The following is a 13,536-nucleotide window of genomic DNA, read 5'->3' as shown; positions in this document are numbered from 1 at the left end:
ACCCGTATCGATGAGTTCGGCGCGTCCGCGGGGTCACAAGCCCTGCGGGCCGCCGTCCGCACCACCCACGCACCACCGTCAGCGAAAGGGCCGGGGGAATGAATGCCCGCACCGAGCCTGCAGAAGGCGAGTCGGACGCGATAGCGCGTCCGCCGCTCGTCCGTGAGCTCCTGCTTGTCGCAGGGCTCTTCCTCGTCTACAAGTTCGGCCGACAGCTGGCCACGGGCCACACCGGCGAGGCCTTCCACAACGCGCACCGCGTGTGGGACCTGGAACGAGCCGTCCATCTGCCCGGCGAGGGCGCGGTGCAGTCGGTGCTGCTGCACGGCGACACCCTGGTCCATGTCGCGAACACCTACTACGCGACCGTCCACTTCCCGGCCACCGCGGCCTTCCTGGTCTGGCTCTATCTGCGCCGCCCCGCGCACTACGTGTGGGCCCGCCGGATCCTGGCCACCGTCACCGCCGTCGCCCTGGTCGGCCATCTGCTCTTCCCGCTGGCCCCGCCGCGGATGCTCGAGGCGACCGGCCTGATCGACACCGCCCGGGTCTACGGCCCCTCGGTGTACGGCCCGCCCTCCAGCGACCAGCTGTCGAACCAGTTCGCCGCGATGCCCTCGCTGCACTTCGGCTGGGCCCTGATGGTGGCGATCGGGCTGATCGTCGCCACTCGGTCGCCCTGGCGCTGGCTGTGGCTGCTGCACCCGACGCTGACCCTGCTGGTGATCGTGGGGACGGCCAACCACTACTGGCTCGACGCGATGGTGGCGGCCGCGCTGCTCGGTCTCGCCCTCGCCGTGATTCACCTGCCGCACCGCACCCGCACGACCGCCGGACGCGGCACCGAACGCCTCGTACCGGCCGAAGTACCCGTCGAAGAACCGACTCTCGTGGGAGCGGGCCGATGAACGCCACACTCGTCGCGGTAGTGCTGTCCCTGTTCTCAGCCGTCGCCTACGCGGCCGCCGCCGTCGCCCAGGAGCGGCTCGCCTCCCGGGCCCCCGAGACCGGGCTCGTGCGTCTGATGGTCTCCGGCGCCTGGTGGGCCTCCGTGGGGCTCAACGGCTCCGCCGCGCTGCTGCATGTCGTGGCGCTGAAGTACGGGCCGCTCACGGTCGTCCAGCCGCTCGGCGCGCTCACCCTGGTCGCGGCCGTGCCGCTCGGCGCGCGGGTCGCGGGCCGGAAGGTCAGCGCGGTGGAGTGGCGGGGCACCGCGCTCACGCTCCTCGGTCTGGCCGCGATCCTCGTCACGGCCTCCGGGCCCGCCCCCGACGACGTCCTCAGCACCCCCGAGGCGCTGGGCGTCGCCGGGACCACGGCCGTGCTGATCGGTCTGCTGGCGCGGCCCGGGACCCGGCCGGGGCTGCGGCACGCGACCGCGTCCGGCTTCGCCTCCGGAGTCGCCTCGGCGCTCACGCAGACCGTCACGGTGGCTGCGACGGACCGCTCGGGTCCGCTGCTCAGCGTGCAGGTGATCGGGGTGGCGCTGCTCGTCGCGGCGTTGGCGGTGGGCGGGCTGTTCCTGTCGCAGACCGCCTACCGCGGCGGTCTGGACGCCCCCCTCGCGGTGGTGACCCTGACCAACCCGGTGGCCGCCGCACTCATCGGCCTGCTCCTGCTCGGCGAGCGCCTCCAGGGCGGCGTGCCCGGGATGCTGCTCGCACTGGCGGGCGCGGGCCTCGCGGCCCGGGGCGTGATCCTGCTCACCCGAGTCGCACCCGAGCACCAGCCGGTGGCTGCCCAGCCCGAGGAGGACCACCCCGTCGCCGCCGTACTGGCGCTGGAACCGGGCACGGCGTCGGTCGAACCGGCGCTCGTGTCCAGGCGGCCGGAGGTGGGGCGGGCCGTACGGGGGCTGGAGCAGGCGACGGCGTCGGCTGAACCGGCGCTCGTGCGCGGGCGGTCGGAGCCGGGGCGGGCCGTACGGGAGTTGGAGCCGGCTACCGCGTCGGCTGAACCGGCGCTAGTGCTGAGGCGCCCTGAGCCGAGGCACGCCGTACAGGGGCTGGAGCCGGCGACGGCGGCGGCTGAACCGGGGCTCGTGCTGAGGCGGCCGGAGCCGAGGCACGCCGTGCGGGCGTTGGAGCCGGGCGTTGCCTCGGCCGATGTGGTGCCGGCGCCCGGGCGGGCGTCGGCGGAACCGGTGCTGGTGCCGCGGCAGCCGGAGTCGGGGCTGGTGCCCCAGCCGTCGGGGCCGGGGCACCTCACTCCGCTGTGAGCCGGGCGTCTCGCCTTACTCGCCTTACTCGACGATCATCGCCGGGTCGCTCACCCCGGGACGCCCGTTCTCGACGTGGCCGGCGAACCTGCGCAGGAACGCCGGGTCGGCGTCGGAGGTGACGGTCAGGTCGTACCAGCGCCGGCTCGCCGTCAGGTCGGCGGTGTGCCGCACGGTGGCGCCGGGGCGCACGGTGAAGGTCCGTGCGGAGCCGCCGTAGCCGCTGGTGACCTTGAGGCGGACGGTGCCGGAGCCCTTGTTGGTGAAGGTGAGCTGGACGGCGTCACCGGTGTGGCGCGCGGTGACCTCGGGGCCCGCGGTCTTGTTCGGGCCCTTGAAGACGCGCAGGAAGCCGTTCGGGCCGTGCACCTTCAGGTCGTACGAGCCGTTCGAGTACACCGAGTTCCAGGTGTCCGCGAGGCTCTTGCCGGCCTCGGTGGTGTACGTCCACGGCCCGTCGGTGCGGTTGCCGGACGTCACCAGGAAGGCGGCGCCCGCCTTGGCGCCGGAGGCGAAGGTCAGCGTGAACTTGCCGGCCGCCGCGTCCACCGAGCCGTCCACATGGGGCGCGTACTTCAGCGGGCGGGCGGGGCGCAGACCGCGCTCCTGGCGGGGCATGTCCGGGTCGGCCGGGGGCGTCGGCTTGTAGTCGGGGTGACGCTCGCGGTCCTGCGGCTCGTACTCGTCGGTCTCCGGCAGCGCCGCCGGGCGGCTGTCCTTGCGGGAGAAGTCGAACGCCGAGGTCAGGTCGCCGCACACGGTCCGGCGCCACGGGGAGATGTTGGTCTCCTTCACGCCGAAGCGGCGCTCCATGAACTGCAGGATCGAGGTGTGGTCGAGGGTCTCGGAGCAGACGTAACCGCCCTTGCTCCACGGCGAGACGACCAGCATCGGCACACGCGGGCCGAGCCCGTAGGGGCCGGCCGGGCGCCGGCTGTCACCTGGGTAGAGGTCGAGCGAGACATCGACGGTGGACTTGCCCTGGGAGGCGTCCTTCGGCGGAAGCGGCGGCACCAGGTGGTCGAAGAAGCCGTCGTTCTCGTCGTACGTGATGAACAGGGCCGTCTTCGACCAGACCTCCGGGTTGGAGGTGAGGGCGTCCAGGACCTGAGCTATGTACCAGGCGCCGTAGTTGGAGGGCCAGTTGGAGTGCTCGCTGAAGGCCTCGGGCGCGGCGATCCAGGAGATCTGCGGCAGCTTTCCGGCCTTGACGTCGGCCTTCAGCTGGTCGAAGTAGCCGTCGCCGTTCTTGACGTCGGTGCCGGTGCGGGCCTTGTCGAACCAGGGCTCGCCGGGCTGGGCGTTGCGGTACTTGTTGAAGTACAGCAGCGAGTTGTCGCCGTAGTTGCCACGGTAGGCGTCGTTGATCCAGCCCCAGGAGCCGGCCGCGTCCAGACCGTCGCCGATGTCCTGGTAGATCTTCCAGGAGATCCCGGCCGCCTCCAGGCGCTCCGGGTAGGTCGTCCAGCCGTAGCCGAGCTCGTCGTTGCCGAGGACCGGGCCGCCGCCCTGTCCGTCGTTGCCCGTGTATCCCGACCACATGTAGTAGCGGTTCGGGTCGGTGGAGCCGATGAACGAGCAGTGGTAGGCGTCGCAGATGGTGAAGGCGTCGGCGAGGGCGTAGTGGAAGGGGATGTCCTCGCGGTTAAGGTACGCCATCGTCGTGGTGCCCTTGGCGGGGATCCACTTGTCGTACTTGCCCTTGTTGTAGGCGGCCTGTCCGTCGGTCCAGCCGTGCGGCAGGCCCTCCAGGAACTGCATGCCGAGGTCGTCGGCGGTGGGATGGAAGGGCAGCAGGTCCTTGGTGCCGTCGGACTGGTGCCACACCGACTTGCCGCTGTCCAGCGTCACCGGGTGCGGGTCGCCGAAGCCGCGGACGCCCTTCAGCTTGCCGAAGTAGTGGTCGAACGAACGGTTCTCCTGCATCAGGACGACGATGTGCTCGACGTCCTCGATCGACCCCGTGCGGTGGTTCGCCGGGATGGCGGCGGCCCGCTGAATGCTGCTCGACAGCGCGGTGAACGCCGAGGTGGCGCCCGCGAGTTGAAGGAATCTACGCCGGTTGACTTCGGGCATGAGTGAGGGACCTCTCCCCTTGAGGGTGTTCGACCGGTCGGATCTGTTTGACCGATTGTGCGCGGAAGGAGTGTTCCAAGAGCACCAAACGTCAGGGAAGGGTCTGGTGGCGGCTGTGTGAAAGTCGGCGGTACGGGTGGTGTCAGTGGCTGGGATGAGTCAGTCGCTGGATCCGGGAGTGTCGCCCGCCTGCGTGGTGGGCGAGGGCGCGGTCGAGTTCCTCGGGGCTGGTGTCCAGGCGGCTGCCCTCGAGGGAGATCAGGCGCAGGCCGCCGTACTCCTGGCGATAGGGCCACCAGAGGAAGCGCGGGGGACGGGCACCCGGTCTGAGCCACATCACCAAGGAGTGGCGGGTGGAGGGGTGCTGGGTCGCGATGATGCCGACGCTCTCTATGTCACCCCAGGGGATGCGGAGGGTGCGGGGGCGCGATGCGGAGAGGGTGACGGTGAGGCCGGCGGCGCCCACGTGGAGAGTTACTCGGTGGCGGCCCGTCAGGAAGTAGAAGGCGAAGCCGAAGAGAGGGAGCGGGGCGAGGACGAGGTCTTGGAGTGCGTACAGGAGCATCGGCACATCCCTGCCGTCGGTCGAGAGGGCGAAGGCGACCAGGGGCGCGACGAGCAGTGCGCCGAGCGCCATCGCGGCGCCTTGGGATCTGCGGCCCTCGAACGTCGTCCCCCCGTCGGGCGGGACGGGCTCGGCCGGGGTGGACTTCAGCCATCCGTTCCCCGGCGGGGCAAGCTGATCCGGGGCGGCGAATCGGGCGAGCGCGCTGCGCAACTCGTCCGGATCCAGGGTCACTTCGGGGACGGCGCACAGGGTGACAGTTCCGGCGCCGAATCTTGGCAGACGCCTCACTCCCCGGTCGCCCGGGTCGCGGGCGCCACGGTCGACGGGCCGCAGGACCAACAAGCCGATTCTGTCCGTGCCTTGGCGCCAGTGGACGATGCCGATCCGCTCGATCTCGGTCCAGGCGTGCACGATCTCGGTCTCCGCCCGGGTGAGCGTCACCCCGGCCGCACTGATCACCAGGCGGACCGGGTGCACGAGCCGGGCGAGGGCGAGCCACAGCACCGCGCAGGCGACGGACGACAGAAACAGGGACGGGACGGCGAGCCAGAGACGGATGGGGTCGGTCAGCGCCCCCTTGGGGAAGCGCAGGTACGCGAGCAGGGCGGCGAACAGGGCTGCGACGACGAGGAAACCCCTTTCCGCAGAAAGGACCGCCGCGCCGTCCTCGTCCGGCGGGGCCTGCCCGAGCGGGCCACTGCTGGGGGTCCACGCCGATCCCGCGGCCTGGGAGAGGGCTCTCTCCACCACGGAGGGCGGTGAGTCAAGATGGGTCAGGCGCGCGAAGCGAAGTGCGCCCGTTCCAAGGTCCAGGCTGGGGCCGGGCGCGCCACGCCTGGCGGTCTTGATCAGGACGCCCGGTTTGGGACGCAGCATCAGGGTGTACCGAGGGCCGCGCAGCCGTCCGCCCGGACGGGCGACGACCCACACCCGGCTGACCCGGTGCCAGGGGTAGTAGAAGTGGTGGTCCTTGCCGTAGCGGACCTCGATCCCGTCCGAACCGATGGCCAGGGAATAGCCACTGGGACTGACGCGGCCCACCGTGCCGAAGAGCAGGATCAGCGCCGCGAGCACCCCGATCATGACCGTGCCGGCCGGGGTGCCCGGCCCGGACGGCTCCCCGTCCTTCGGCCCGAACCGCGCGAAGACCCAGAGGAGGGCAAACAACGCCGGGAGGACGATCGCCCCCTCCATGAGGCGCCGGTGCCAGACCTGGGGCCGCAACCGTGTCATGGAGACCGGGCCCGCGTCCTTCACGGCCACAGGCCGGTCGACGGCTTCGCCCTCCCCCACCGCCCGATTCCGCACCAACGCCAACGCCGCATGCCCGTCCGACCCCTGCTGCTGCGGCCGCGGCATGGACCGCCCTTCCAGCGCCTCGGCCAAAGGGTCGAACAGCGCGCTGAGCGGCAGCAGTTCGGGGCCGCCGGGCAAGCCGTCGCGCAGCAGCTGGATGAGTTCCCCGGTGAAGGCGGTGTAGCGATCCGTGGGCGGCGCGTACGACTTCAGGTCGCCGGAGGAAGAAGTCAGCAGGTACGTCCCCCTGATCTCCAGCGGCGCTTCCCCACTGTTGTCCCCCATCATCGAGTCCAGCACCCAGCCGCTCTGACAGCAGTCCAGGATCAGGATCTTGTTCCGGCAGGACGCCGTCTCGAAGATCTCCCGGATCACCTGGAACGGCACGGTGGTCCAGCGCAGATCGTTCTGGTCGGCCCCGCTCAGCGCCAGATGGAGCTCGCTGTAGTCGTGGTTGAGGATGCCGTGCCCGGAGAAGTACACGAGCAGCGTGTCGGGGGCGTCGGCCGCCGCCTCCCGGATCGTGCGGCACACTCCGCGCGGGTCGGCGGAGTCCTGTACGACGGTGCAGCGGCCCGGCAGGAACGCGCCGTTGTCCGCGGTGAGCAGCTCGGACAGCACCTCCAGGTTGTTGCGCACGGCCAGGAGGGGTTTGAGGTCCGGGCTGTCGTAGGAGGAGGTGCCGATCAGGACCGCCCGCGACCCTCGGGGGTCCGGCAGTCTGGTCTTCATGGCTGAGGAGGCTGAGGCGGCTGAGGCGGCTGGGCCGGGTTCAGATGGTCCCGGAACGCCTCCTCCAGCAAGGTCCGCGCGTCCTCGACCGAGTCCGCGGTGATCTTGGCGCTGCGTCCGTCGGCCAGTGTGATCTCCACGGACGTGGGCGACCGCCGGGCCGTGAGCAGCGCGGGAAGCGTGGTGATGAGCGCGGTGATGGCACCGCCGCTGCCGAGACCGACGAGGAGCAGCTCAAGACCGCTGCCCATCTCGCCCTCTTCTGCGTCACCGCGCACGACGTCCACCTGACCGCGCAGCTCGGGCCGCGCGGTCAACTGCTTGCGGATCGCGACGAGATCGGCACCTGTCGTCTCCGCCCCGGTCTCGTCGATCAGTCGCAGCTGTACCTGCATGGCGCATCGCCTCCCCCGATATGCGGTGTTCGGGTCAAGTGTGCTGCATGAGCACGGGAGTTGCATCGGGAATGAAGAGCACGCCCGCCCGAGTCAGCGCGAACTCACCTGGGTGTACGCACTGTTCACGATCTTCTGAGCCAGTTCGGCCTCGGTCATCACCCCGACCGCCCAGAACAGCCGGGCCGACCGGTCCAAGGCCGGCCCCACCCGGCGCCGAAACGCACGCCCCGCGCCCAGGCGACGCAGGGCACCCTCCCCCACCAGACCCTCGGGTCCGGCGGGCAAGCGTCCGGAGGGACACGCACCACCGGGCCGGAGACGGCTGCCCCGCGCAGCCCACCGGCACCAGGGCGTGACGACGATCAGCACACCCACCACCCGCCGACACCGGTCACGAGGAGCAGCACTGGGCGCGGGCTTCCACCTGCACGCCCACGCCACCCCTCCACAGTGGGCACAAGCCATGCCAGACCCTAGGTCTTGCATAGGATCACCAAGCTGATCAGAGACGCTCTTCCGGCATGGCCGCCACCCACCCCCGTACGCGCAAGGGGAGTTCACTGAACCAGGAGCGGGGAACTTCCGTGAGACGGAAGAGCTATTGCGGCGCTGTGACGCCCTTCCGGACGATGCCACCACCGCAGACAGACGGGAGCCGCAACGATGCCGCACATCACCGCCTTCGCCAGGAACCAGTGGTATGTCGCCGCCTACAGCCATGAGGTCGGCCGCGATTTGCTCGGACGGACGGTTCTCGGGGAGCCGCTCGTCCTCTACCGGACCGAGGAGGACGGCACGCCGGTGGTGCTGCACGACCGGTGTGTGCACCGCCGGTACCCGCTGTCCGAGGCGCCGACCCGGCTCGACGGAGACCGGATCGTCTGCGGGTACCACGGGTTCACGTACGACACGACCGGCACGTGCGTGTATGTGCCGGGCCAGAAGCGCGTACCGCGCACCGCCCGCGTCGCCTCCTATCCCGTCGTCGAGCAGGACTCGCTGGTATGGGTGTGGATCGGCGACCCGGCGCTCGCCGATCCGCAGGTCATCCCCCGGGCCCGGCATCTCGACTCCCCCGGCTGGACCACCGTCCGCGGCATGGAGCCCATCGACTGCGACTACGGCCTCCTCGTCGACAACCTCCTCGACCTCTCCCACGAGACCTACTTGCACGGCGGTTACATCGGCACCCCCGAGGTCGCCGAGACGCCGATCACCACGGAGGTCGACGAGGGGGCCGGGATCGTGCGGGTGAGCCGGCACATGGACGACGCCGAGTGTCCGCCGTTCTACGCCAAGTCGACCGGTATCAACGGCCGGATCATGCGCTGGCAGGACATCGAGTACCACGCACCCTGTCTCTACCTCCTGCACAGCAGGGTCGCTCCGGTCGGGGTCGTGCCCGAGGCCGACGGCAGCGACCCGGGCGGCTTCCACACCGAGATCACGTACGCCATCACCCCGTCCGCCGACGGCAAGGTGTACGACTTCTGGGCGGTCTCCCGGGACTGGGCGACGGAGGACGCCGAGGTCACCGAGTTTCTGCGGAGCAACAACCGCACGGTCGTCATGCAGGACGTCACCGCGCTCGCTCTGCTCCAGCGCACGCTCGGCACCGAGCGACACGGCTACCAGGAGCTCAGCATCAACATCGACACCGGCGGCCTGGCCGCCCGCCGTATCCTCGCCCGGCTGGTCGAGGAGGGCGACAAGCCCGTGGAGAAGGTGCTGTGACTTCTCCGACCGGCGAGATCTACCGCATCGACTGGCTGCCGGGCACCGACGTCCTGCACGGCACCTGCCATTGCGGCGCCCAGCACACCGCCGAGGACCCCGTCGAGATGTGGGAGTGGATGCTCGGCCACCCCGAAGGACACGACCAATGATCGAACTCGTCGTCCAGCAAAGGGACTTCGTGGCCCACGACGTCCTCGAACTGACCCTCCGGCATCCTCTCGGCGAGCAGCTCCCGGCCTGGGAGCCCGGCGCCCATGTCGACCTCCTCCTCGGTCCGGGTCTGGAGCGGCAGTACTCCCTGTGCGGCGACCCCGGCGACCGCTCCGCCTGGCGGATCGCGGTGCTGCGGGAGCCGGACGGGCGGGGTGGATCGGCCTTCGTTCACGAGCAGTTGGGGCAGGGCGACAAGGTCCAGGTGCGCGGTCCGCGTAATCACTTCGCGCTCCAGCCGGCTGCCCGCTACCGCTTCATCGCCGGGGGAATCGGCATCACCCCGATCCTCCCCATGCTCGCCGCGGCCGAGGCGGCGGGCGCCGAGTGGACCCTCTTGTACGGCGGCCGCACCCGCGCCTCCATGGCCTTCACCGAGGAACTCCGCGGCTACGGCGACCGCGTGACCCTCGCACCCCAGGACGAGACCGGGCTGCTGGACCTGGCGCCCGTCCTCGACGACCTTCCCGACGGCACCCTCGTCTACTGCTGCGGGCCGGGCCCGCTCCTGGACGCCGTGGAAGCACTCAGCCCCGCCGGGTTCCTCCACATCGAGCGGTTCCAGCCGAAGGAGCAACCGGCGGGAACGGACGCCGAGTTCGAGCTCGTCCTCGCCCAGAGCGGCCGTACCCTCACCGTCCCACCCGGCGTCTCCGTGCTCGACACCGTGCGGGCCGCCGGTGTCGAGGTGCTGTACTCCTGCACCGAGGGCACCTGCGGGACGTGCGAGACGGATGTCGTCGAAGGCGTCCCCGACCACCGGGACTCGGTCCTCACCGACGCCGAGCGTGAAGCCGGGGAGACCATGCTCATCTGTGTGTCCCGGTGCCGGGGGAAGCGGCTCGTGCTGGACCTGTGATCCTGAGGTCGGCCTCGATCCGGGCGACCGTGTCCAGCAACGGCGGCAGCAGATCACGGCGTACGGACTCCAGAGAGTTGCGGCCCGCGTGCACCGCGATGTTCACGGCCGCCGTCACCTCGCCGCCCCGGTCCCGTACCGGGGCGGCGACCGAGCGGAGCCCCAACTCCAGTTCCTGGTCGACGATCGCGTACCCCTGTCGGCGCACCCGGCGCAGTTCGGCCCGCAACGCGTCCGGCGCGACCATGGTGCGCGGGGTCAGCGGGCTCAAGTCCGCCCGCGCCAGCCGGGTTTCGATCTCCTCCTCCGCCAGGTGCGCGAGGATCACCCGGCCGACCGAGGTCACGTGCGCCGGGAAGCGGGTGCCCACCGTGATGGACGCGGTCATGATCCGACTGGTCGGCACACGGGCCACGTAGACGATGTCGTCCCCGTCCAGCACGCACAGGGACGACGACTCCCTTATCCGGCCCACGAGTTGCTCGAGATGCGGTTCGGCGAGTTCGGGCAGCGTGAAGCTGGAGAGGTAGGAGTAGCCCAGCTCCAGCACCCGCGGGGTGAGCCGGAACTGGCGTCCGTCCTGGTGGACATAGCCGAGGTCGGCCAGGGTGAGCAGCAGTCGGCGGGCGGCGGCGCGGGTCAGTTCGCAGTCGCGGGCGACCTCGCTGAGCGTGCGGGTCGGGTGCTCGGCGTCGAAGGAGCGGATGACGGCGAGTCCGTGCGCGAAGGAGTTCACGAAGTGGCGTCCGCGGTCCGGCTCGGGCATCATCGCCTCCTGGAGTGTCAACAATTTTGTCAGCGAAACCGGCGGGACTGGTTGACCCGATCGGTACGGGGCTCTACCTTCCCGCTGAGCACGCTTGAGCACTACTGTGCGGTCAGCGCACAGCCTGTCGGAACACCGTTGTCTGCACAGGAGGAGTCATGCGTCGTCTGCTCGCCGCTGTCGCGGCCGGCACTTTTCTGTTCGCCGTGACGGCCTGCGGCTCGTCCGACGACGGTGGTTCGTCGGACGGGAAGGGTTCGTCCGGCGGTGTCACGACGGTCACCGTGGGGCTCATCCCCATCGTCGACGTCGCGCCCCTCTACCTCGGTCAGGAGAAGGGCTTCTACGAAAAGCAGGGCCTGAAGCTGAAGTTGACGACCGCTCAGGGCGGCGCGGCGATCGTGCCTGCTGTCGTCAGCGGGCAGTACCAGTTCGGGTTCAGCAATATGACCTCGCTGATGATCGCCCAGTCCAACAACGTTCCCGTGAAGGCGATCGCCAATGGCATCGCCTCAACCGGCGAGGACGGCAAGGACTTCGGCGGGCTCACCGTGAAGCAGGACAGCGCGGTGAAGTCGCCGAAGGACCTGGAGGGCAAGAAGGTCGCCGTCAACACGCTGAAGAACATCAACGAGACCGCGGTGCGCGAGTCGGTGCGCAAGGCGGGCGGCGACCCGGACAAGGTGCAGTTCGTCGAGCTCGCCTTCGACCAGATGCCCGCAGCGCTCGACGCCGGGCAGATCGACGCGGCGATGGTGGTGGAGCCGGCGTTGGCCACGATCAAGAGCCAGGGCGCCCGTGAGATCGCCTCGTCCCTGGTCGACGTGGCCCCGAACCTCACGGTGGCGATGTACTTCACCTCCACGCAGTACGCGCAGGAGAACCCGGAGTTGGTGAAGAAGTTCCAGGACGCCACCGCCGAGTCCCTCGCCTACGCCGACGCCCACCCCGACGAGGTGCGCCAGATCGTCACGACGTACACCAAGATCCCGCCCGCGGTGCTGGAGCAGGTGACGCTGCCGAAGTGGCCGGCGGACCCGAACCGGGCCTCGATCGAGAAGCTGATGCAACTCGGTGAGGACGACGGCCTGTTCAAGACGGCCCCGGACCTGGACAAGCTGCTGTCGTGAGGGGCCAGAACGCCGTACTCGGTGCGGCCGGGCTCGCGGCCTTCCTCGCCCTGGGTGAGGCGGTGCCGCGGCTCGGCCTGGTCAAGGAGGCGTACTTCCCGCCGACCAGCCGGATCGCCGAGGCGTTCTGGGACGAGGTGGCCGACTCCGCCTTCTGGAGCGCCCTCGGCGACACCCTGACCGGCTGGGCGCTGGGCCTGATCCTGGCCTCCTGCGCGGGGATCGTGGCGGGAGTGGTGATCTCGGTGGTGCCGTACCTCCGCGAAACCACCGCCTCCACCATCGAGTTCCTCCGCCCGATCCCCTCGGTCGCCCTGATCCCGCTGGCCGTGCTCCTGTACGGCACCGAACTCCGCTCGGTCCTCCTGCTGGTCGTGTACGCCTCGTTCTGGCAGGTGTTGATCCAGGTCCTGTACGGCGTCCAGGACGTCGACCCGGTCGCCGACGAGACGGCGCGGTCGTACGGTCTCGGCACCTGGGCGCGGATCCGGCATGTGCTGTGGCCGACCGCGCTGCCGTACGTCATGACCGGGGTCCGGCTCGCCGCCGCGGTGGCGCTGATCCTCGCCGTGACCGCCGAACTCGTCATCGGTGCCCCGGGGTTGGGCGCCCGGATCGCGGTCGCGCAGACCTCGCAGGCGGTGCCCGAGATGTATGCGCTGATCGTGGTCACCGGGCTGCTGGGGCTGCTGATCAACGTGGGCGCGCGGACGGTGGAGCGGCGGGCGCTGGCCTGGCACCAGTCGGTGCGCGGGGAGGTGGCGGTGTGAGGCTGCTGTTTCTGCGGATCGCCTTCGTGTTCGCGCTGCCTGCCGTGCTCGTCGCCGTGTGGTGGGTGGCGTCCGACGGCAGTACGGACGTGTACTGGCCGCCGCTGCGGACGATTCTGGAGACCTTCCCGGACGTCTGGACCGGCGACCGCCTCAAGGACGACGTCCCGCCCAGCGTGCTGCGGCTCACCGGCGGCTACGCGCTCGCGGCCGTGGTGGGCGTCGCGCTCGGCACGGTCATCGGCTCCTATCGGCGGGTGCGGGCAGTGTGCGAGCCGGTGCTGGAGTTCCTGCGGGCGGTGCCGCCGCCCGTGTTGGTGCCGGTCATCATGCTGTTCGCGGGGATCGGCGACACCATGAAGGTCACCGTGATCGCCAGCGGCTGTGTCTGGCCGATCCTGCTCAACACCGTCGAGGGAGTGCGGGCGGTCGACCCGGTGATGGCGGAGACCGCGCGCAGTTACGGCGTCACGGGCGTGGCGCGCCTTCGGCATGTAGTGCTGCCCTCTGCGAGTCCGCAGATCTTCGCGGGCCTGCGCCAGGCGCTGTCCATCGGCATCATCCTGATGGTCATCAGCGAGATGTTCGCCGCCAGCAACGGCCTCGGCTTCACCATCGTGCAGTTCCAACGCAGCTTCGCCATCCCCGACATGTGGACCGGCATTCTGGTCCTCGGTCTGCTGGGCTTTCTGCTGTCCGTCGTCTTCCAACTCGTCGAACGGCGTGTCCTCGGCTGGTACCACGGCCTGCGCGCCTCCACCCGGCGGTCCTCGTGA

Annotated in this window: 12 protein-coding genes and 1 pseudogene; 8 read left to right on the top strand and 5 right to left on the bottom strand. The window is 70.2% G+C overall.

The features are described 5' to 3' along the window. Positions 1-98: 98 nt before the first annotated feature. On the top strand, positions 99-908 hold the full coding sequence (locus OHT76_RS36005; RefSeq protein ID WP_328875049.1) for a phosphatase PAP2 family protein: 810 nt from the start codon (positions 99-101) through the stop codon (positions 906-908). Beyond that, positions 905-1,834 (top strand): annotated as a pseudogene (locus tag OHT76_RS36000) (hypothetical protein); the annotation flags it as partial. The gene OHT76_RS36005 and the pseudogene OHT76_RS36000, both read left to right, overlap by 4 nt. A 408-nt stretch (positions 1,835-2,242) precedes the next feature. Here OHT76_RS36000 and OHT76_RS35995 read toward each other — a convergent pair. The 4 genes from OHT76_RS35995 to OHT76_RS35980 all read right to left on the bottom strand — a co-directional run bounded on the left by OHT76_RS35995 (position 2,243) and on the right by OHT76_RS35980 (position 7,573). Continuing rightward, entirely contained in the window at positions 2,243-4,294 is a 2,052-nt protein-coding gene (locus OHT76_RS35995; RefSeq protein ID WP_328875048.1) for a phosphocholine-specific phospholipase C, read from the bottom strand. 142 nt (positions 4,295-4,436) lie between these two features. Continuing rightward, positions 4,437-6,890 carry a caspase, EACC1-associated type gene (locus OHT76_RS35990; protein ID WP_328875047.1) on the bottom strand — a complete coding sequence of 818 codons (2,454 nt, stop codon included), beginning with the start codon at positions 6,888-6,890 and terminating at the stop codon, positions 4,437-4,439. Further along, positions 6,887-7,285: an effector-associated constant component EACC1 gene (locus OHT76_RS35985; RefSeq protein WP_328875046.1), complete on the bottom strand. Its 399-nt coding sequence runs from the start codon at positions 7,283-7,285 to the stop codon at positions 6,887-6,889. Before OHT76_RS35985 ends, OHT76_RS35990 begins: the two co-directional genes overlap by 4 nt. Before the next feature lie 93 nt (positions 7,286-7,378). Then, on the bottom strand, positions 7,379-7,573 hold the full coding sequence (locus OHT76_RS35980; protein ID WP_328875045.1) for a hypothetical protein: 195 nt from the start codon (positions 7,571-7,573) through the stop codon (positions 7,379-7,381). A gap of 378 nt (positions 7,574-7,951) precedes the next feature. Here OHT76_RS35980 and OHT76_RS35975 point away from each other — a divergent pair, with 378 nt between their 5' ends. Genes OHT76_RS35975 through OHT76_RS35965 form a run of 3 tightly spaced genes read left to right on the top strand, consistent with a single transcriptional unit; the run spans position 7,952 to position 10,094 of the window. After that, positions 7,952-9,022, top strand: coding sequence for an aromatic ring-hydroxylating dioxygenase subunit alpha (locus OHT76_RS35975; protein ID WP_328875044.1), 1,071 nt, complete (start codon positions 7,952-7,954; stop codon positions 9,020-9,022). Next, entirely contained in the window at positions 9,019-9,174 is a 156-nt protein-coding gene (locus tag OHT76_RS35970) for a hypothetical protein (RefSeq protein ID WP_328875043.1), read from the top strand. Before OHT76_RS35975 ends, OHT76_RS35970 begins: the two co-directional genes overlap by 4 nt. After that, positions 9,171-10,094 carry a PDR/VanB family oxidoreductase gene (locus tag OHT76_RS35965; RefSeq protein ID WP_328875042.1) on the top strand — a complete coding sequence of 308 codons (924 nt, stop codon included), beginning with the start codon at positions 9,171-9,173 and terminating at the stop codon, positions 10,092-10,094. Before OHT76_RS35970 ends, OHT76_RS35965 begins: the two co-directional genes overlap by 4 nt. Here the strand turns inward: OHT76_RS35965 and OHT76_RS35960 are convergent. Then, the gene (locus tag OHT76_RS35960) at positions 10,045-10,860 is read right to left on the bottom strand and encodes an IclR family transcriptional regulator domain-containing protein (protein WP_328875041.1); all 816 of its coding nucleotides are present in this window, start codon (positions 10,858-10,860) and stop codon (positions 10,045-10,047) included. The two genes, OHT76_RS35965 and OHT76_RS35960, sit on opposite strands and share 50 nt — an antisense overlap. A 158-nt stretch (positions 10,861-11,018) precedes the next feature. On the opposite strand from OHT76_RS35960, the gene OHT76_RS35955 reads away from it, so the two are divergent. The 3 genes from OHT76_RS35955 to OHT76_RS35945 are packed head-to-tail and all read left to right on the top strand — an operon-like array spanning position 11,019 to position 13,536. Beyond that, positions 11,019-11,990 (top strand): ABC transporter substrate-binding protein, encoded by a 972-nt coding sequence (locus OHT76_RS35955; protein WP_328875040.1) that lies wholly within the window; start codon positions 11,019-11,021, stop codon positions 11,988-11,990. Further along, positions 11,987-12,760 (top strand): ABC transporter permease, encoded by a 774-nt coding sequence (locus OHT76_RS35950; RefSeq protein WP_328875039.1) that lies wholly within the window; start codon positions 11,987-11,989, stop codon positions 12,758-12,760. Before OHT76_RS35955 ends, OHT76_RS35950 begins: the two co-directional genes overlap by 4 nt. After that, positions 12,757-13,536 carry an ABC transporter permease gene (locus OHT76_RS35945; protein WP_328875038.1) on the top strand — a complete coding sequence of 260 codons (780 nt, stop codon included), beginning with the start codon at positions 12,757-12,759 and terminating at the stop codon, positions 13,534-13,536. Before OHT76_RS35950 ends, OHT76_RS35945 begins: the two co-directional genes overlap by 4 nt.

Origin of the sequence: Streptomyces sp. NBC_00287, from assembly GCF_036173105.1 — a bacterium.
Classification (GTDB): domain Bacteria; phylum Actinomycetota; class Actinomycetes; order Streptomycetales; family Streptomycetaceae; genus Streptomyces.
The sequence above is the reverse complement of the archived record's forward strand: the minus strand, read 5'-3'. Positions and strand labels throughout refer to the sequence as shown.

Excerpts from the sequence above, each read along its gene's own strand:
- OHT76_RS36005 (WP_328875049.1), top strand. The coding sequence starts at position 99 with ATGAATGCCCGCACCGAGCCTGCAGAAGGCGAGTCGGACGCGATAGCG.
- OHT76_RS35995 (WP_328875048.1), bottom strand. The coding sequence starts at position 4,294 with ATGCCCGAAGTCAACCGGCGTAGATTCCTTCAACTCGCGGGCGCCACC.
- OHT76_RS35990 (WP_328875047.1), bottom strand. The coding sequence starts at position 6,890 with ATGAAGACCAGACTGCCGGACCCCCGAGGGTCGCGGGCGGTCCTGATC.
- OHT76_RS35985 (WP_328875046.1), bottom strand. The coding sequence starts at position 7,285 with ATGCAGGTACAGCTGCGACTGATCGACGAGACCGGGGCGGAGACGACA.
- OHT76_RS35975 (WP_328875044.1), top strand. The coding sequence starts at position 7,952 with ATGCCGCACATCACCGCCTTCGCCAGGAACCAGTGGTATGTCGCCGCC.
- OHT76_RS35965 (WP_328875042.1), top strand. The coding sequence starts at position 9,171 with ATGATCGAACTCGTCGTCCAGCAAAGGGACTTCGTGGCCCACGACGTC.
- OHT76_RS35960 (WP_328875041.1), bottom strand. The coding sequence starts at position 10,860 with ATGCCCGAGCCGGACCGCGGACGCCACTTCGTGAACTCCTTCGCGCAC.
- OHT76_RS35955 (WP_328875040.1), top strand. The coding sequence starts at position 11,019 with ATGCGTCGTCTGCTCGCCGCTGTCGCGGCCGGCACTTTTCTGTTCGCC.